Raw genomic sequence first — 19,323 nt, 5'->3', positions numbered from 1 at the left:
CTAATCACCCGATTGTTTTAGCCTTTATACTGATATTAAATGCATATTAGTAGCAGCACCTAGCAGGAAGTTTGCAAACTCTACTACCCATAATGACGCGAGTAACTTTTATGAAACCCACTTTTTTGCCTACTTTACGCTTGCTATCGACGCGCTCTATCCAAGTATCGAACGGATTACGTGCGCTGCCGATGGTGATGCTGTTAGCCTTACCGTTATATAGCCATGCCTTGCCATCAGATGCTAATCAAGAAATTAAATTATTGGCCGATAAAGCCACTTATAGCGAACGCACAGGAATTACCAGCTATTCGGGTACGGTAGTGATCACGCAAGGGACGTTTAAGATGACCGCTGATAATATTACGGTCAATTTATCACAGGGTCGTAGTATCAACTCGGCCGTAGCAACTGGTCGTCCAGCCACCATGCAGCAAGTAGTTACGCAAGAAAAAGGCTTGGCAAAAGGTCAGGCGAATAAAATCGACTATAATGCGGTCACGGGTATCGTTACGCTTACGGGCAATGCAAAATTGGTACAAAATGGCGCCAGTTTTGCCGGTAATGTCATTCGTTATAGCTTAAAAGCGGGCGATGTAGAAGCAACCGCTGGTGGCAATCAACGCGTAGAGTTGGTTTTCCCTCCTAATAATAGTACCAATCAAAGCAGCATACGTTAAGCAATTTAGCCGATTAATATATTAAATGATTAGTTGAATGACCAATAAAGTTCAATAAATAAAAATTGTTAAACTTTTAAACCTCTAAGCCGTCCGTATTAGCGCTTGAGTTTTGCAACTTTACAAGTAAGTGATGAGTAAGTTATGAGTGATATTAAAAACAATGTTGTTAGTAGCAATGAGCTTAATAATGACTCTATAGCGTCAGCTAATAGCTCTGAACCTGTCGCTCGTTTAACGATGCAAAACTTAGGCAAGCGTTATGGCAAACGTTGGGTAGTAAAAGATGTGTCATTCTCTGTTGAACAAGGACAAGTCGTTGGGCTGCTAGGTCCAAACGGTGCGGGCAAAACCACCAGCTTTTATATGGTGGTAGGACTGGTAAACATGGATAAGGGCCGTGTTACCTTAGGAAAAATGGATTTATCAAAATACGCTATGCATGAGCGCGCGCGTGCTGGTATTGGTTATTTACCGCAAGAAGCGTCTATTTTCCGTAAGTTATCGATTGAAGACAATATCTTAGCTATTCTGCAAACTCGTAAAGAATTGAGTGCGTCTGAGCAGCGCCAAGAGCTCGAAAAACTAATCGGCGAGTTTCATTTAGAACATGTGCGCAAATCTTTGGGCATGAGTGTCTCAGGCGGTGAGCGCCGTCGCTGTGAGATTGCCCGCGCTTTGGCCGCTGATCCTAAATTTATCCTATTGGATGAACCTTTTGCGGGTGTCGACCCTATCTCTGTTAGTGATATTAAAGACGTTATTTTGACCCTGAAAAATCGTGGTATCGGCGTCTTAATCACTGACCATAATGTACGTGATACTTTAGCAATTTGTGAAAAAGCCTATATCGTTTCAGAAGGCGCTATTATTGCTGAAGGGACGTCGAGCGAAGTATTAGAAAATGAATTGGTGAAATCAGTTTATCTTGGTAAAGATTTTCAGGTATAAAACATTTTTCGGCTTAACCGCTTTGCTTTCTTCAAAACCTCATTTATATTTTTATCCAACTATTTTGTCATTTGGCAGGGTACAGACGGATATTTGGCGATTGCATTTTTATAAGAGCAGTCTTTGTCAGTACATTCTTTGCCAGCACAGTCCTCTATAAATTACCGCCTGATTCCACAGGCTGATATGTAATCTCTAATACTCTTATATTAAAGCTCTTACAGAGCTTCATATAATTCTATTTATCTCTCTCTCTATTACTTTCGATTGACCAGCTGAATAAGGTTCATACGTTATGGCAAAAAATAAAAGCAGTTATGTTTGTCAGCATTGCGGTGCGCATTTCGGTAAGTGGGCAGGACAGTGTACAGATTGCGGCGAATGGAACAGCTTGGTTGAAGCACCAAACGTCAGTATGCCGCATCATAATAAAAACACCGCAAAATCCAATCCTAGCCGCGCCGTTTCTCGTAGCGACGGTGCGCCCGCTGGAAACTACTCTGGCACACATAGTGCGGTCATGCCACTCAATGCCGTGAGCGTAGGCTTAGATACCCGTTTACCGACTGGTATCAGTGAGTTTGATCGGGTATTAGGTGGCGGATTGGTGGCCGGTTCTGTCGTTTTGATAGGTGGTGACCCAGGTATCGGTAAATCGACGATTTTGCTGCAAACCGCGACCAATATGGCAAAGGCTGATTCATTGGCGGGTAGTGCTCTGTATGTGACGGGTGAGGAATCATTGGCGCAGGTAGCTATGCGTGCTAAGCGTTTAGATTTGCCAGCGGATAGATTGCGTGTGCTCGCTGAAACTAACGTCGAAACTATTTGCGCCGCATTAACCCAAGAACAGCCAGCGATTGCTATTATTGACTCGATTCAGACAATTTATACCGATGCTATTAATTCGGCACCGGGCGGCGTCAGTCAGATTCGAGAGTCGGCAGCTATTTTGACCCGTTATGCTAAGCAAACTGGCACGGCACTATTCTTAGTAGGACATGTGACCAAAGAAGGTACGCTTGCCGGTCCGCGTGTGCTTGAGCATATGGTTGATACGGTTTTATATTTTGAAGGTCAGTCTGACTCGCGTTTTCGTATGATTCGCGCCGTCAAAAACCGTTTTGGCGCGGTCAATGAGTTAGGGATTTTTGGCATGACTGATATGGGACTAAAAGAAGTCGCCAATCCGTCAGCGATATTTCTCAGCCGTTATGATAAGCCTGTGGCTGGTTCTGTGGTGATGGTGAGCCGTGAAGGTACTAGACCGCTACTGGTCGAAGTACAAGCCTTGGTTGATGATTCACAAGGTTCGCCTAGACGCATGGCGTTGGGATTAGACTTTCAGCGCCTATCAATGTTACTTGCGGTCATGCATCGCCATGGCGGTATCCATACCAGCGGACAAGATGTTTATGTCAACGTCGTTGGTGGCGTGAAAGTAATAGAAACAGGGTCTGATTTGGCAGTGCTCTTAGCTTGTGCCTCTAGTATCAAAGAGAAGCCTTTACCGTCATCACTTGCTGTTTTTGGTGAAGTTGGTTTGTCAGGTGAGATTCGCCCTGTACCCAATGGTCAAGAACGTTTAAAAGAAGCGATGAAACATGGCTTTAAACATGCGATTATCCCTAAAGCCAATGCGCCTGCCAAAGATGCGCCGCAGTTTAAAGGTATCAATGTGATTGCAGTAGAACGCTTAGATGATGCGATTGAAAGCGCGTTTGAGCTATAATTCTCTACAAACAAACTATCTAACATTCCTTACTGAACGTTAAATAATAAAAAAGCGCCTAACTTTGAATGAGTTAGGCGCTTTTTCTTTACTTTTAAAATACGGCTCTAAGGGCTTATTGTCTTTATAATACGAAACCGTTAAAGGCTTAAAACGCTATTGTTCTAAGACGTTAATGGTTTAAGAGGATGGGCCTGAAACACGTTCAATAGCCACGTTACCCACACCTTTGCCGGTAATTCCAAGTTGCTTGGCAGCACCATAAGACAAATCTAACACACGGTTGCCATGGAATGGACCACGATCATTTACTTTTACAACAACGCTTTTACCATTGTTTTTATTGGTGACTTTAACGTAGCAGTTCAGTGGTAGTGAACGGTGAGCAGCAGTTAAGCCATTCATATCAAAAGTCTCACCGCTAGCGGTTTTGCGACCATGAAATTGACGACCATACCAAGAGGCTAAACCAGTTTGTTTGAATTTGCTCACAGAGTTAGAGGCAACTGCTGTTAGGCGTTCTAGCACATCTTCGTCTTTAGATACTTGTGCTGTGTCACTGGCTAACAGTGAGCTGCTCAGCGCCAATGAAGTAGGTTGGCGGGCAGACTTAACTAAGCTTGATGCGCCGTCGTGCTGACGACTAAGTTCACCGAGTACACGGTCAATATGGGAGGCGTTATCTTGCGAAATCATTGCAAGGGAGGTTTTTGATTCTACAGCATTTGCATTAGAAGCGATTGCAGAGCCAGCAAATAAAACCGCTGACATTGTAAGTAAACCAGATAAACGCTTATTCATAAATACCTCTATAACTTATACATCAAAACTTAACACTAAAAACCTCTTAGATGGAGCGAGGCAACGTTAGACCAATCTAACCCTGCCGCAAACCCTAAAACCGAGATCAATCATCTTTCTCATAATGACTGACGTTACTGCCCAGCTTTAATAAATTTCAATATATGGTAATTTTTATTCCATCATCATAAGTGAGTAGGTGTTTATGATTTATGTACACGTCACCAAACTTAACTTATGACACGCTCAAATGATAGTTAACAATATTAATTAAATAACGCATCCACCACTAATATGGGATACTGATATTCGATAAACAAACTTTCACGCAATGCTAAATTAATAAAGAGTTTAAAGGGTATTACGTAGTACTTTGTTATTAAACCGTTAATTAAGTAGTAACTTTGAAAGTCTGAAATCTACAAGTTGCTAACTATACGGATGAGCTACAACGACAATATAATTGAATGATAAGTTTGTTAGTAGCTATGTACGGGTTATGTATCATATCTACACTAAAACGAGGTTAACGCAATTTTTTGTAAAAAACAAGGAATAAAATCTATCAGTATTAGTGGGCTAATGGTGGGTTTTTATAGAGTAATAGTTAGTATGTTTTTCAGGTAAATTATAATGATAACAATAACTTATGTTCATTAATAAGCATGCGATGTTAGGGTTTTTATGACAATCTATGTAGAATTGATTACAAATAAAATTAGGTTAAAGCAGCAAATATCCGATTAATTTTAGAAATTCTGTGATGATATCGAATGAAGTCTGAATGAATGATTAAGGCAAATTTATTTTAAATTTGCCCACTGTCTTGCTTACTAACGACATTTTAAGTGACTGAATTAGATGCTGGACAGGATGGCTAATTAGTTATTTTAACCAAGGCTAAAACGGCCATTAAGCATAAGATTGCTACACATCATTCATTTTACAAGTTATTTAAAAATCATTAATCAAATTTATGAGTATGGATTGACATCAGTAAGCCGAAACCTGCCATCAGGGTGACAATGGCTGTACCACCATAACTAATAAAAGGCAAAGGCACACCAACAACAGGTAAGATACCTCCGACCATACCGACATTGACGAAGACATAGACAAAAAAGGACATGGCAATCGCACCTGCCAATAGTCGACTATAGGTATCAGGATGTGTGAATGCGATATATAAGGCACGAGTCAGCACACAGGCATAAATAGACATGAGTAGTATCACGCCAAACAAGCCAAATTCTTCAGAAAATGCGGCAATGATAAAATCAGTATGACCTTCTGGTAAAAAATGTAGATGAGACTGTGTGCCTTCTAGATACCCTTTTCCGGTGAGACCGCCTGCACCGATCGCTGTCTTAGACTGAATGATATTCCAGCCAGCCCCTTGTACGTCAGCCTCAGGATTAAATAAGGTTAAGACGCGCGTACGTTGGTAATCATGTAATAAAAAGTTCCAAGCGAAAGCGACCAAAGGTACCGCCAAAGCCGCCGCACTCGCAATCAATCGCCACGAAAGCCCCGCCAAAAACAACACAAAGATGCCACTGGCAGCGACCAATAACGAAGTGCCAAGGTCAGGTTCTTTGGCGATTAACAATACTGGTACTACGATTAACGCTAAAGTGATGCCAATGCTAGATAGTGAGGGCGGTAAGTCGCGTTTGGATAAAAACCACGCACACATCATTGGCATGCCAAGTTTCATAAACTCTGAAGGCTGGACGCTGCCAAATCCGGGTAAGTTGATCCAGCGCTGTGCACCCATACGCACCTCACCAATGATATCAACCAGTACTAATAATATTAGCCCTAACACATAAAATATAGGTGTAAAGGTACGATAGAGGCTAGGCGGTATCTGCGCCATGATAAACATCACCGTAAAGGCAACACCATAGCTGACCATTTGGCGTATGACCATATCGCTATCTTGACCGGATGCGCTGTATAAAATCGTCAAACCAATACAGCAAACCGTTAATAGCAATAGGGTTAGCCACGGGTCAATATGAGTACGTTGCCATAGCGTCGGCGCATGACCTTGACCTAAATGATGGCTTTGACGTGAAAAACGGTATTGCGGGTTAGAAGACATAGGCAGAATGTGACTGGCAGTTGATGTGAAGGAAAAGTCGGGTTTGACGGATAATAGCTCATCACTGAAGCAGTTAAGCAATTAATCACTAAATAAGCGGTGATTATAAGGCGTTCATTAAACCAGATAATAGCCAATAAAGTAACTTGCTAGTAATAAAGTAACGTCAATATGAACATTATAAGGATAAGTGTTAATAACGAATAGGTGACCGCTGATTCGCTGCGATAGTTTAGCCTGCTTGCTTAAAATTTGATAGTATCGATAAAACGTTTTTAGCGGTAGTTTCTAATAATGATAAAGACAAAAAAATCTGTTTATAGGCAAATATATAAGCCTGTCATCGCCCTATGTATTTGTGCCAGCAGTGTCTCTGCTTCTGCCGCTATTATAAGCGATAATAGTGAGCGCCGTATTCAAATCCGTCATGGCAGTAGTGCTACTGATAGTACGTCTAATGCTTATATCACGCCTGCTAGAAATTATGGCAGTCAAAGTAATAGTTATAGTGGCGGCGCGACAATATTAAGCGAGGGCAGAAGTGGCTCAAATAGCTTAGGCGGCGATAGTATGCAAGGGCTCATTCAACAAAAACAGCGTGAATTCAATTTTGATAGTGGTTTATCAATAGAAGAAAGCAAACGAGTCATCACCAATAAAGTGACGCCACGTTATAACACCACTTATAACACTGGTAATAATAACTTCGGTAACAACAGCTATAATGACTTTACCAGTATGGACTTTAATACTTGGTTAAATAGTAATAGCTACCGCGCAGGACAAGTGGCCAATTATCAGCGCTATTTAAGCTCACGAGTGGGTGCGCAAAATGTCCCGCCTTTATCACAGCTGCTAACGACCGCCCGTAGTTGGGATAAATGCGGCTATGAGCCTTATCAGCTACCGCCACAGGAGCTATGGGCGAATATTGTGCCGACCTTGCAGCTTTACAGTCAGCTCAAAAACCAAGGTATCTTGCCCGCCAATACCGAGATACGTTCAGTATATCGCAGCCCTGGGTTGAATGACTGTGCGGGCGGAGCAAATGGAAGTAAGCACATGACCGCAGGCGCTATGGATATTTGGGTGCCAGAATATGAAAGTAGTCCATGGCAGCTGAGTCGCATGCAAGATAGCTTATGTGAGTTTTGGCAATATCAGGGTCAGTCACACAACTTTGGGCTAGGATTATACTCTACCGGTGCCATTCATTTAGATACTGATGGTTATCGTAAATGGGGCTTTAATCATGCCAGTAGCAGCTCTGCTTGCCGCTATTAAGTAATATGTCGCTAAAGACTGTATTTTCAATCCTAGAATTAAAAAAAGCTCAACCAATAAATATTACTGGTTGAGCTTTTTTATCGACCTATTTTTTTAACACCTGTAAAAATACGCTATCAGGCTTATTATTTTTTCTTAGACTTCTTCTCATCCCAAGGGTTCACCTCACCAACGGTAACGATTAAAAAGTTATCAGGTTTTAGGGTGTCGCGCAGGGTTTGGTTAACCTCTGAGAGTTTGACTTGTTCGATACGACTGACATAATTGGTCAGGTAGCTATGGGGTAGCTGATAAAAATTCATCATGCCAAGTAGACTATTGATTCCTGCATTACTAGCAAAACCCATTGGGAAGCTGTTTTTTAAATTATCCGTGGTTAATTTCATCTCATCGCTAGTGATACCTTTATCTAACGTCTCATTAATCACGGCTAAACTGGCATCAATCGCCGCTCGCGCTTTATCGTTACGGGTAGAAAAACCAATCTGATAAGGTCCGCGCGCCAGCATCGGGTTCATAGAACCTGAGATACCATAAGTATAACCAAGATTCTGCCTAACTTCCGTCATCAAGCGGGCATTAAAATCGCCCCCTGCTAGCACTTCATTGCCGACAGCGAAGTTGGTTTGCTTTTGCTGCGCTTGGGGGTCAGTGGCGCGCTTGTCGCCCAATTGACCCATTAATACCGTGGTTTGAGTGCTAGGAAACGGTATATGGATATGCTGAGATTGGGTTAATGGCTTTGGCTCGGGTAGGGTAGCCGCGGCTTGACCAGCTGGTAGGTCAGCCGTTATTTCTTCAGCCAAATTTTTCGCTTGTGCCAAAGTCAAATTACCGGTCATGGCAAGTGACGCATTGGCGGCGACTAGATAGCGATTTTTAAAATTGATTAGCTGTTGTCTTGTGATATTAGGTACTGTTTCCAGCGTTCCAACCGATGGATGAGCGTAAGGATGGTCGCCATAGAGTGCTTTGCTAAAGGCGATACTGGCAAGGCTACCGGGGTCTTGTTTTTGCTGTTGTAAGCCCACCAATAGGCGTGCTTTATTACGGGCTAATATTTGCTCATCAAAGCTCGGTTCAATAAGCATTTGGGTCATTAAGTCAACGGCAGGCAGTAGATGTTTATCATCAGATAAGCTACGCAATGACACAATAAACATGTCTTTATAGGCGCCACTGCTTAGATTGATACCCAAGGTTTCAACCGCCCGCGTGAATGCGTTTTCATCTAAACGTTTGGACCCTTGTTCAAGCATCGTTGCGGTCATATTGGCGATACCAAAGCCAGACGGACTGATACTACCATCACGTGCGCTACCAGCGTTGAAGCGCAAATCAATATCGACGATGGGTAATGTGGTGGTCGGCACAAAAAGCACAGGAATACCTGCTTTGGTCTTAAAGGTCTGAATCTTTGGAACAGTGACTTTTAAAGGTTTGACATTATCAAGGCTGCTAAGCTTAGCTAGAGCAGCAATAGGCGCGCTAGTATCGACTGCGGCAGCCGGCGTGCGAGCATCTTCGCCACCCGCCATATCTGCCTGCGCTACAGTGGTCAAGGTCATCATTCCAAAGAATGCACAAGCACTCAGATAAGGTAACTGCTTAAAATTAGATGAGAATTTGGTTTTCTTAAGAAAAGGTATTTGAGTCATGTCTTTCTTCTTATTAATAAGGTCACGAGTATTGGGCTTTGCTAAGATAACTGGATAGCATAGTGATGTTATTTAGCTTTACTTACCGCTTCTTTATTAGCATCGTCTTTGCTAGCGGTATTTTTAATAGCCTTATCTTGGCTAACTTTATCTTTACTGGCCGTCTCTTTAGGCGGGATGATATGCATCACCGTTAAATTGTCTTTGACCAAATACTTTTTGCTTGCCGCTTGGATATCCGCGATTGTTACGCTATCAAGCTTGGTTGGCAGTTTGGCTAGCAGCCTATCGTCAAGACCGATAGATTGTAGTGAGCCAATCATACGTGCCTGACCTTCCATGCTGTCCTGTGCGTATACCAAACCGGTGACGGTGTTGGTTTTGGCGCGCTCGATTTCATCGGAAGCAATCGGGTCGGTCGATAGCTTATTAATCTCATTAATAATAGCTTGTTGTGCCTGCGCTAAGCTGACGCCTTCGCGCGGGGTTGCTTGTATCAAAAACAGTCCGTCGCCGCGATCAAGCAAATCATAAGAGGTACCCACTGTGGTAAGTAACCCTTGTTCGCGTACCAATCTGCTTTCTAAACGTGCTGATAAACCGCCGTCTAGAACATCTTGGGCAAGCGAGAGGGCATAGGCTTGCTTTTCATTATCAGCACCAGCACTTACCAGACTGGGCACGTTATAACCCATTAATAAAACTGGCACTTGTACTGCTTGCTCGGATTCTACTTGCTGATAGCCGCGAAAGCCCTTTTGAGTGACCGCAGGACGCTTAGGTAATGCGCTTGGTTGTAGCTCACCAAAATAGCGTTTAACCTGCATTAACACTTCGTTTGGTTCAACATCCCCGACGATAACCAAAGTCGCATTATTGGGTGCGTACCATGTTTTATACCAGTCTTTTAAATCGTTAAGGGTAATGGATTCAAGCTCGCTCATGGGTCCAATGACCGATTCACCTTTCGGGCTGTTTGGCAAAGCCAGTAAGCGAAATGACTCATAAGCTTTGGCAAGAGGATTGTCATCCGTACGCTGACGACGCTCTTCCATCACCACTTGATGCTCTTTGGCAAACGCTTTGTCATCAAATATTAAGTGTTTCATGCGATCCGCTTCTAGCTCTAAGGCTAATGGCAAGCGATTGGCAGGGAATAGCTCGTAATAGCCGGTATAGTCGTAACTGGTAAAGGCATTATTAACACCGCCAAACTTAGCAATCAAACGCTCATAATCGTCGCTTGACATATCAGTGGTACCTTTAAACATCATATGCTCGAGCACATGGGAGATACCACCTTTATCAAGTGGCTCATCTGCTGACCCAACGCGATACCAAATCTGAGTCATTACCACAGGCGCGCGGTGGTCTTCTTTGACCACTATCTTTAAACCATTTTCGAGCTTGTATTCATGGCGACCGGACATATCCATGGTCAGCGCTGAAGGTTGCTCGGTATTTTCTAACGCTTGGTTTTTATCTACCATATCTGTAGTTGCGATACTTTTATTCGTGGCGACTGTATTCGCCGAAGAAAGCGCGCTAGTTTGGCAAGCCGCAAGGGTAGTCGCCATGGCTAAAGCGCAGGCAAGGCGTAAAGTATGAGCAGATGATGGTAAAGACAGTGATAAAGGCAATGGCATGATAGGTTCTACTTATATAAAAAGGCAGCTGGTAAGTGACTGATTTATAGAATGAGAAGAGCGTATGTTGAAGCTTCTATTAATATACGTATTGGTAATAAACATAACACCATTATAAAGACTTATGCGCCCCAACCATGACGCTAGCGGTCGGCTTAAACTCTTGTGTGGTATTACAGCCTGTTGACGATAATGCAATGGTAGCCAAAAGCAAAGCAGCGCCGATTTGAGTTATTTTTTGATAGTTATTCGATAGCATAGGTCATTCCCAATATCAGTGGTTGAGTAAATTAAATAAGATACAACAGTTTAGCGCTCGCTAAGAGTAGGCGAAGTTTGGCTTATCAAAGGTCGGATTTTTGTGTCCAAATCTTAAGCGAAACTTGCTTAGATAAGCCTATAGTTTGTAGTACGCTTGCTAGCATGGTTTTTTATAATGCATATGACAGTCTGTTTAGTGTGATTTTAGGCATTGCTGTCTGTTATGGATAGTCAATTTTACAATTTGACAGCGCTCTACAATGCTAAAGGCTAAGCGTCACTTGAATTATGCTAAACTAGGCTAAAAATAATCGCCCGCTAAATAATAAAAAGCGGGTGGCATAGTCATTTTAAAAACAGTCACTTTAAAACAAATTACTGATAATGATAACTTTTAGGGCAAGCTTATGAATAATCCCAATAATAGCAATCGCGTGGTCATTAACCTTGACGGCGGTCTTGATGATTTGGATGACGATGATATTACCTTACCCAGTCTGCCAGCGCAAACGGTGCCCATCGTTGAGATGGAAAAACAAAGTCCATCTGAAAACACTTTAGAAAGTACTTTAGAAAGTACTGTAGAAAGCACAGCAGCAAGTGCTTTAAATACTAGTAAAGCTATTCCATCGCAGTCTACAACTACCGTTCCTACCATGCCTTTGCAAGATCATCTAGGCGATAGACCAAGCGTGACACCTACAAATAGCGATACCAGTGCTATAAATAAAGCGCAAACAGAAAGTAAAGCGAAAACCGAGTTACAGCAGCCAACAGCAGCGCCAGAAGAGTCACAAGAGACTGAGGAAAATAAGAAAAAAGGCAGCTGGTTTAATCGCATGAAAACGGGACTGAGTAAGTCACGTAAAAATCTTGCCGAAGGTATGGTCAGTATCCTTATCGGTGGCAAAGAGATTGATGATGAGCTATTAGAAGAGGTTGAAGACCAACTGTTGGTGGCTGATATCGGTGTCAATGCAACCAATCGTATTATTAAAAGCCTTACTGAGCAAACCGCTCGTGGCGATTTGATTTATGCCCATTCATTGTATAAAGCATTGCAAACTGAGCTGGTTGATATCTTAACGCCAAAAGTTGCACCATTGGTCATTGATACGACTAAAAAGCCTTTTGTTATCTTGGTGGTAGGCGTTAACGGCGTTGGTAAAACGACGACTATCGGTAAGCTTGCTAAGCGTCTGCAAGGTGAAGGCAAATCCGTCATGTTGGCGGCGGGCGATACGTTCCGCGCCGCGGCGACTGAACAGCTGCAAATCTGGGGTGAGCGCAATAACATTCCAGTCGTCGCCCAAGGTCATGGCTCTGATAGCGCCTCTGTTATCTTTGATGCCATGCAGTCTGCCAAAGCAAAAAATATCGATGTATTAATCGCTGATACTGCTGGGCGCTTGCAAAATAAAACCCACCTGATGGCGGAGCTTGAAAAAGTCGTGCGTGTTATGCGTAAAGCCGATCCAAGTGCACCGCATGAAGGAATGATTGTGCTTGATGCTGGCACAGGTCAAAATGCCATCAACCAAGTGGAGTTGTTTAACAAAGTCGTGCCATTGACGGGTATTACCATTACCAAACTTGATGGTACGGCGAAAGGTGGTGTGGTCTTTAATATCGCTGAAACCACAGAGGTGCCGATTCGTTATATTGGTGTCGGTGAGTCGATTGATGATTTGCGTGCTTTTAGTCCGAAGCAGTTCGTCGCCGCCTTATTTGAGACCGATGATAAAGAGTAGTGGTTGATAGTTTTTTTCAATGAATAAATAAGTGTTAAAAATATGAGTGTTTAGAGGGAAGAATCATGATAGTCACCATCGCAGCTGTTGAGTCGCACCAGTTAGCACTGATTGCTAGTAGGCATAGCAGTCCTAAGCTGGTCGAAGTCAATTGGCTGCAGATGGGTGATTCTTGGCACCGCTCAAAATCTATTCCCAAGCTTAAAAAGCATTATGGACTTGTCGATCAAGATTTTACCTTTATATCTCAAAAAAGCCTAAGCAAAAGCGAGCCTGCCGAGACACTACTTATAGAAGCGCTTGAGCAATTAACAGCGTACTTTAAAGGTGAGCGTCAAGCATTTAATTTACCATTAGATATAAGCTTAGGTACTGATTTTCAGCAACGCGTCTGGCAAGAACTGCAAAAGATACCGCATGGCAAAACGATTAGTTATGCCACACTTGCGCAGCGAGTCGGTAATCCTAAAGGTTACCGCGCGGTAGCAAATGCCAATGGCAGAAACCCATTTAGTATCATTATTCCTTGTCACCGTGTTATTGCTAGCGATGGCAAACTAGGTGGTTATACAGGCGGCTTAGATAAAAAAGAGTACTTGCTAGCGCTCGAAGGTATTAAAGGTGACGAGGTTAAGCGTTAGTTCTTTTGATTGTACAAGTCTAATATCGTTTTTCCAATATAAATTTCTAATACAAATAATATCAATAGCATTCGTGCAAAGGATAGGCTAAAAGTAGAATATTATGAATAATACGACCACTAAAATATCGACTATGAAAATATTACAACCTATCACCATTGGCGGCGTCATCTTTAAAAACCGTACGATGTTTCCACCATTGACGACTGGCTATGAAGACAAAGACGGCAATATCAGCTCGCAAAGCCGTGCCTTTTATACTCGGCTTGCCGAGGGTGGCACGGGCTATATCGTGCTAGGCGACGTCGCGCCTGTTCGTAGTTTTGCGCCGACGCCTAAATTATTTGATGATAGCCAAATAGACAGTTTCCGGCTACTTGCTGATAATGTGCATGCCTACGGTGCCAAGCTTGGCGTGCAGATTTTTTATCCTGAGTATGACGTTAATGTCCTTAACGCCTTATTTGCTGCTGGCGAGATGCAAAAATTACGCACCCAGCTCAATCATGACATGCAACATTTCGTCAATGAGGTGTCAGAAGACGCTTTGATGGATATTATCGATAAGATGTGTGCCTGTGCAGTGCGTGCACAAAAAGCGGGGATAGATGTCATTCAGGTGCATGGCGATAGACTGGTCGGCGCGCTATGCAGCACACAAATGAACACACGCACGGATAAGTTTGGCGGCTCTCTTAAGAATCGTACACGCTTTGCTTTGATGTTAGTACATGCCCTAAAAAAAGTCGTACCAGATATGATTATCGATTATAAATTATCGGTTGTCACACCTGAGCGGGGTAAAGGTGGTGTTGATGAAATCGACGCGCCAGAGTTTGCACAGTGGCTTGAAGCAGCAGGCGTGGATATGTTGCATGTTGGGCAAGCGAACCATACCGGTAATATGGCAGATACGATCCCGCCGATGGGCGTGCAGCCTTACTGCTTTTTTGCTGATATCACAGGTGCCGTTAAGCAAGCGGTTTCCATCCCGGTTAGCACTTCAGGTCGTATCATTAATCCTGATATGGGTGAGGGTATATTGCAAAATGGCAAGGCTGATATGATTGGGATTGGCCGTGCGCTCTTAGCGGATCCTGATTGGGCGAACAAGGCGGGCGCGGATAAAGCCACTGATATCGTGCGCTGTATATGCTGCAATGAAGGCTGCGTTGATAATGTCCTAAATCGCTCGTTTATTGCTTGCGTGGTCAATCCTGAAAATGGCTTTGAAGAAACGCGTTTTATTACGCCTGCTCAAATGAAGAAGAATGTTGTGGTCGTCGGTGGCGGTCCTGCAGGTATGGAAGCTGCCCGTGTGGCTGCAAAAAAAGGTCATAATGTAACCCTGTTTGAAACCGCTACTGAGCTGGGTGGGCAGTTGCACATCGCTGCTGTCCCGCCGCGTAAAAATGAAATACGCCGAGCTATAGAGGATTTGGTGCATGCCGTACATACTCAGGGTGTAACGCTAAAATTGGGTCAAACAGCGAATATTCAAAGCATACTGGCGCTAGAGCCTGATGCTGTTATCGTCGCAGTCGGTGCGTCAAGTTTTATACCGCCAATCCCAGGTATAGATCGCAAAAACGTCTATGATGCGTGGCAGGTGCTGGCAGGTAAGTATAAAGTATCTGGGCGCGTGGCGGTAATCGGTGGTGGTGTGGTCGGCTGTGAAACCGCTGAATATCTTGCTACACAAGGCTGCAAGGTATCGATAATAGAGATGCGTGATCAGATTGGTGGTGATATCAGCGTGACTGTTTTACCTAGCATGCTCGAAAATTATAAGGCATACGGTGTAGAACAGTATACTGGATATATGGTAACAAGCATTAACAACGGTGAAGTGAATTGCAAAGATAAAAATGGCAGTATTGCCCAAATTCCATACGACTATGTCGTTATCGCTAGTGGTGCGCGCCCCGTAGTCTTCGACACGGAGGCTTTGAGCGTTAAAGGTATTGAGGTTGTTCAAGTAGGTGATTGTTGTGAGGTTGCTGATATATCATATGCAACCAAGACAGCATACGATGCAGCGAATGCGCTTTAGTCATTCCATTATTATTGTGCAGATTTCCACAAATAATAAAGGCCAAACACAGAAAACGTTTGGCCTTTTCGCGTTTAGAATAGGCCTTTATCAATAAGCAGACACTAGAACTTCTAAATAACATTTGGCTATTTAGAACATTTACCACAGCCGTTGCAATCTTGCGACTTTTTGAAAATTACCTTGGTCCATACATAATAAAAAGATAAAACAACTATTATAAATACCAATAAATACTCTAAGAATGTACTCATCATCATACCTCCAAAATTTAAAATCCAAAAATTTGCCCTGTCACCCGATAGGTTAGCCACGCCATTAAATAAGCCAATATAAACAGATAACCAGCTATGGCTGCAGTTTGTTTCAAAGACTTGGTTTCGCGGCGAATAACCGCCAGCGTGGCCAAACACATCGGCGCATAAACATAAAATGCCAAAAATGAAAACGCAGTGGCCAGTCCCCATTGAGTATGAATGATAGGGATAAGCGTTTGATTGATGGCCTCGTCGCCAACACTACCTACCGCATATACTGTGCCAAGCGCCGCAATGACTACCTCTCTGGCAGCTAGACCCGGAATCAAAGCAATACACATCTGCCAGGTAAAACCAATGGGCGCAAAAACTGGCTCGATAACATGCCCGAGCATGCCAGCAAAGCTATAATCAATCGCTGGATTCGTAGCTCCAATAGGCGCTGCTGGGAAAGTGACCAAGACCCATAATACAACCGTAAGCGCAAAAATCACTGTGCCCGCTCTCATTAAAAAGGCGCTAACCTTGTCCCAAAGTTCACTGGCAATATGTTTGATATTAGGCAGACGATAAGTGGGAAGCTCCATCAATAATGGAAATGCCGCCGCTTTCGATTCTGTGCTATGAAAGCGTTTAAATAACCAAGATACAAACGCCGCCGAACAAATACCCGCGATATACAATATAAATAAAGTCACACCCTGCAAGTTGAAAATACCTAGGACAGTTTGATTGGGTATCACCGCCGCAATAATCAGGGCATAAATTGGTAAACGCGCCGAACACGTCAGCATGGGCAAAACAGCAATCGCCACAAAACGTTCTTTATGGTTGGGGATAGTGCGAGTTGACATAACCGCTGGTACCGTACAAGCAAAACCTGATAGTAAGGGAATAAATGAGCGTCCAGATAGCCCCACTTTAGCCAATAAGTTGTCTAATAAAAAAGCGGCACGAGGTAGATAGCCTGAGTCTTCAAGCATTAATAAGAATAAAAATAGCAAGGTAATTTGCGGTACAAATACCACGACGCTACCGACCCCAGCCACGACGCCATTGACGAGAAGGCTTTGTAATATGCCATCCGGTAGCCATTCGACTAATAGCGCTCCAATACTCGCGACCAACCATTCAATGCCTAGCATAAGGGGCTCTGCCCACGCATAGACGGCTTGAAAGATAATAAAAAGAATCACTAATAGGATAATGACCCCGATTACAGGGTGCAATGCCAAATAATCTATGCGTTCATGCCATTTTGGCAAACGTTGTGACTTTATCACCGCTCGGCTCAGAATGTCATCCGCCTTTTGATACATAGCTTGTGCATCGGTATTGACATGATTATCCCCATGAAAAAAACGTACGGGTTGAGCTTTGTTATCGATATGGTCAATAAACTCATTGGCTAAAGTCAGCAACTGCTCGCAGCCTTGACGTTTGATGGCAACCGTCTTAACAACAGGAACGCCCAGTTCCTCTGATAATATAACCTCATCAACCACTAAACCCCGACTCTCGGCCACATCGCTAAGATTGAGGGCGACCATGATTGGCAAACCTAAGCTTTTGAGCTCCAGTAACATACGTAGTGACATGCGCAAGTTGGTCGCATCGGCAACGAAGATAATGCCATCAGGTATCGGCTCACCTGGCATCTGACCGAAGAGCACTTTGCGAGTGACTTCTTCATCAAGACTGGTGGTTTTTAAGCTATATGTGCCGGGCAAATCTACAATATTGACAGCAGAGTATCCAAGCATAGTTGCAGTGCGTTTATCGACGGTAACGCCAGAATAATTTGCCACTTTCGCTTTAGACCCTGTCATTACATTAAAGGTGGCTGTTTTACCACAATTAGGGGCGCCAACTAAGGCAAGATTGATAGGGCTAGTTACAGCTTGTATTTGCGTACTTGGCATTTATTCGGACATCGCTTATTTATCAATTTATAAGTCATCAAGGTTATACAACAGCCTTAATGCATTGGCTTAGGAGCAATTCATTAAATTGAACCGAAGACTTATCTTGAGTCTATAGTGATAGCGAGGCATCTGATTTTTATTAACTCATCGGCACGTAAGCTAAACTGTGCGCCTGTACTAAGTTGTACCGCATAAGGCGGTTTTCCAAATAGACCTTTGGCAACAATATGAATGCTGGTGTTAGGCAGAAAGCCCAAATCTTTGAGTCTTTGACTAATGACGCCATCGATATCACCAAAGCGGTCATTAGTGATAATCTCATCAATAATAGCGGTTTGATATTTAGCCAAATCGAGTAAGGAGCACAGATTTTCAGCATTGGTATTATTTGCAGCATTGGCATTAAGAGTGTTGATATTAGCAGCAGCAGGGGTAGGATAGGAGGGTGAAAGAGTCGTGCTCATAAAGAGTCCTTATCCGTTCTTATATGTTAATGATAATTGTTACTATTGAATCCGATTATATTCCTCGATTAGAAAAAATACAATACTGCAGGCGGGTGATTGAAATGAAAAAACCAGACAGTATAAAACTGTCTGGTTCTCATATTTTGATGCTAATAATTAAGCTATTGACGCATACCAACCAGATCTGAGACAGCTCTTTACGGCTAAGCCAGATTAGAATAAAGTACGCTACTGCTCAAGTTGAGCCATGACCTCATCTGAAAAAGTCACATTACTATAGACTTCTTGCACATCGTCAATATCTTCTAGCATATCGATCATCTTTATGACTTTTTCGGCATCTTCAACGTTGTCTATTTCAGCGCTGGTAGATGGTGACATAGTCACTTCAGCATTGTCAGAGACAAGGCCTGCTGCATTGAGTGCATCTTTGACTTGACCAAAGCTTTCCCATTCAGTGATGACAAGTAGTGACTCGCCGTCGTTTTCGATATCAAGTGCCCCAGCGTCTAAGGCTGTCAGCATGACTTCTTCCTCTAAGCTGATATCGTTGAAGGTGATTTCGCCGCGCTTGGTAAATAGATAAGCCACTGAGCCTGAGGTGCCAAGATTGCCTTCGTTTTTGGTAAAAGCATGACGCACTTCACTGACCGTACGGTTAAGGTTATCAGTCAAGGTTTCTACCAATACTGCGACGCCACCGATGCCATAGCCTTCATAGCTGACTTCATCCATATTATCATTGTCATCGCCGCCTGTACCACGAGCAACTGCTCGATTGATGGTATCCCGCGTCATATTGACCGACAGCGCTTTTTCAATAACGGCACGCAAGCGTGGGTTTTTATTAGGATCGGGGTCACCTTGCTTGGCAGCAGAAACAATTTCACGAATAATTTTAGTAAATACTTTGCCTTTTACCGCATCCTGACGGGCTTTACGGTGTTTGATATTTGCCCATTTTGAATGGCCTGCCATATGACATCCTTAAGTTTTACGTGTTATTTATAGTGCGGATAAAAAAGTTGTTAAGACTATACATCAGTAACAACTTTTTATACCTAGGGGAGGTAGTCTTATTATATGATTGTGCTGTTAATCCAGTG

The 19,323-nt window shown here is 43.1% G+C and carries 14 protein-coding genes and 1 pseudogene; 7 read left to right on the top strand and 8 right to left on the bottom strand.

The window, feature by feature from the left end; translation table 11 throughout:
- Window positions 1–110: 110 nt before the first annotated feature.
- The 3 genes from lptA (at window position 111) to radA (ending at window position 3,363) form a co-directional block, all read left to right on the top strand.
- The gene (gene lptA / locus FHS24_RS02450; RefSeq protein ID WP_455238243.1) at window positions 111–680 is read left to right on the top strand and encodes a lipopolysaccharide transport periplasmic protein LptA; all 570 of its coding nucleotides are present in this window, start codon (window positions 111–113) and stop codon (window positions 678–680) included.
- Between the two features lie 240 nt (window positions 681–920).
- Entirely contained in the window at window positions 921–1,631 is a 711-nt protein-coding gene (gene lptB, locus FHS24_RS02445; RefSeq protein ID WP_183619122.1) for an LPS export ABC transporter ATP-binding protein, read from the top strand.
- Window positions 1,632–1,926: 295 nt separating this feature from the next.
- On the top strand, window positions 1,927–3,363 hold the full coding sequence (radA, locus tag FHS24_RS02440) for a DNA repair protein RadA (protein WP_183618436.1): 1,437 nt from the start codon (window positions 1,927–1,929) through the stop codon (window positions 3,361–3,363).
- A gap of 180 nt (window positions 3,364–3,543) precedes the next feature.
- Here radA and FHS24_RS12600 read toward each other — a convergent pair.
- Together FHS24_RS12600 and rodA are read right to left on the bottom strand one after the other, a co-directional pair.
- Window positions 3,544–3,891: pseudogene (locus FHS24_RS12600) on the bottom strand (septal ring lytic transglycosylase RlpA family protein); the annotation flags it as partial.
- Window positions 3,892–5,128: 1,237 nt separating this feature from the next.
- Window positions 5,129–6,271, bottom strand: a complete 1,143-nt coding sequence (rodA, locus tag FHS24_RS02430; RefSeq protein ID WP_183618432.1) for a rod shape-determining protein RodA — start codon at window positions 6,269–6,271, stop codon at window positions 5,129–5,131.
- A 294-nt stretch (window positions 6,272–6,565) separates the two neighbouring features.
- On the opposite strand from rodA, the gene FHS24_RS02425 reads away from it, so the two are divergent.
- Window positions 6,566–7,555, top strand: a complete 990-nt coding sequence (locus tag FHS24_RS02425) for a D-Ala-D-Ala carboxypeptidase family metallohydrolase (protein WP_183618429.1) — start codon at window positions 6,566–6,568, stop codon at window positions 7,553–7,555.
- Between the two features lie 128 nt (window positions 7,556–7,683).
- Here the strand turns inward: FHS24_RS02425 and FHS24_RS02420 are convergent, their stop codons facing one another.
- From FHS24_RS02420 to FHS24_RS02410, 3 genes are all read right to left on the bottom strand, one after another.
- Window positions 7,684–9,216, bottom strand: a complete 1,533-nt coding sequence (locus FHS24_RS02420; protein ID WP_183618428.1) for a M16 family metallopeptidase — start codon at window positions 9,214–9,216, stop codon at window positions 7,684–7,686.
- Between the two features lie 68 nt (window positions 9,217–9,284).
- Window positions 9,285–10,862, bottom strand: a complete 1,578-nt coding sequence (locus FHS24_RS02415; protein ID WP_183618426.1) for a M16 family metallopeptidase — start codon at window positions 10,860–10,862, stop codon at window positions 9,285–9,287.
- A gap of 112 nt (window positions 10,863–10,974) precedes the next feature.
- A complete protein-coding gene (locus tag FHS24_RS02410; protein ID WP_183618424.1) occupies window positions 10,975–11,121 on the bottom strand; it encodes a hypothetical protein in 147 nt (48 codons plus the stop codon).
- 409 nt (window positions 11,122–11,530) lie between these two features.
- On the opposite strand from FHS24_RS02410, the gene ftsY reads away from it, so the two are divergent.
- The 3 genes from ftsY (at window position 11,531) to bilR (ending at window position 15,568) form a co-directional block, all read left to right on the top strand.
- On the top strand, window positions 11,531–12,874 hold the full coding sequence (gene ftsY, locus FHS24_RS02405; RefSeq protein ID WP_320158064.1) for a signal recognition particle-docking protein FtsY: 1,344 nt from the start codon (window positions 11,531–11,533) through the stop codon (window positions 12,872–12,874).
- Window positions 12,875–12,939: 65 nt separating this feature from the next.
- Window positions 12,940–13,515, top strand: coding sequence for a methylated-DNA--[protein]-cysteine S-methyltransferase (locus FHS24_RS02400; RefSeq protein ID WP_183618422.1), 576 nt, complete (start codon window positions 12,940–12,942; stop codon window positions 13,513–13,515).
- 103 nt (window positions 13,516–13,618) lie between these two features.
- Entirely contained in the window at window positions 13,619–15,568 is a 1,950-nt protein-coding gene (gene bilR / locus FHS24_RS02395; RefSeq protein ID WP_233449074.1) for a bilirubin reductase, long form, read from the top strand.
- A gap of 271 nt (window positions 15,569–15,839) precedes the next feature.
- Here the strand turns inward: bilR and feoB are convergent, their stop codons facing one another.
- From feoB to FHS24_RS02380, 3 genes are all read right to left on the bottom strand, one after another.
- Entirely contained in the window at window positions 15,840–17,747 is a 1,908-nt protein-coding gene (gene feoB / locus FHS24_RS02390) for a ferrous iron transporter B (RefSeq protein ID WP_183618420.1), read from the bottom strand.
- A 101-nt stretch (window positions 17,748–17,848) separates the two neighbouring features.
- On the bottom strand, window positions 17,849–18,214 hold the full coding sequence (locus tag FHS24_RS02385) for a FeoA family protein (RefSeq protein WP_183618418.1): 366 nt from the start codon (window positions 18,212–18,214) through the stop codon (window positions 17,849–17,851).
- A 231-nt stretch (window positions 18,215–18,445) separates the two neighbouring features.
- A complete protein-coding gene (locus FHS24_RS02380) occupies window positions 18,446–19,195 on the bottom strand; it encodes a YebC/PmpR family DNA-binding transcriptional regulator (protein ID WP_183618416.1) in 750 nt (249 codons plus the stop codon).
- Between the last annotated feature and the right edge of the window lie 128 nt (window positions 19,196–19,323).

The sequence above is a fragment of the Psychrobacter luti genome (genome assembly GCF_014192115.1).
GTDB lineage: Bacteria > Pseudomonadota > Gammaproteobacteria > Pseudomonadales > Moraxellaceae > Psychrobacter > Psychrobacter luti.
This window is presented reverse-complemented; position numbering and strand designations above follow the sequence as displayed.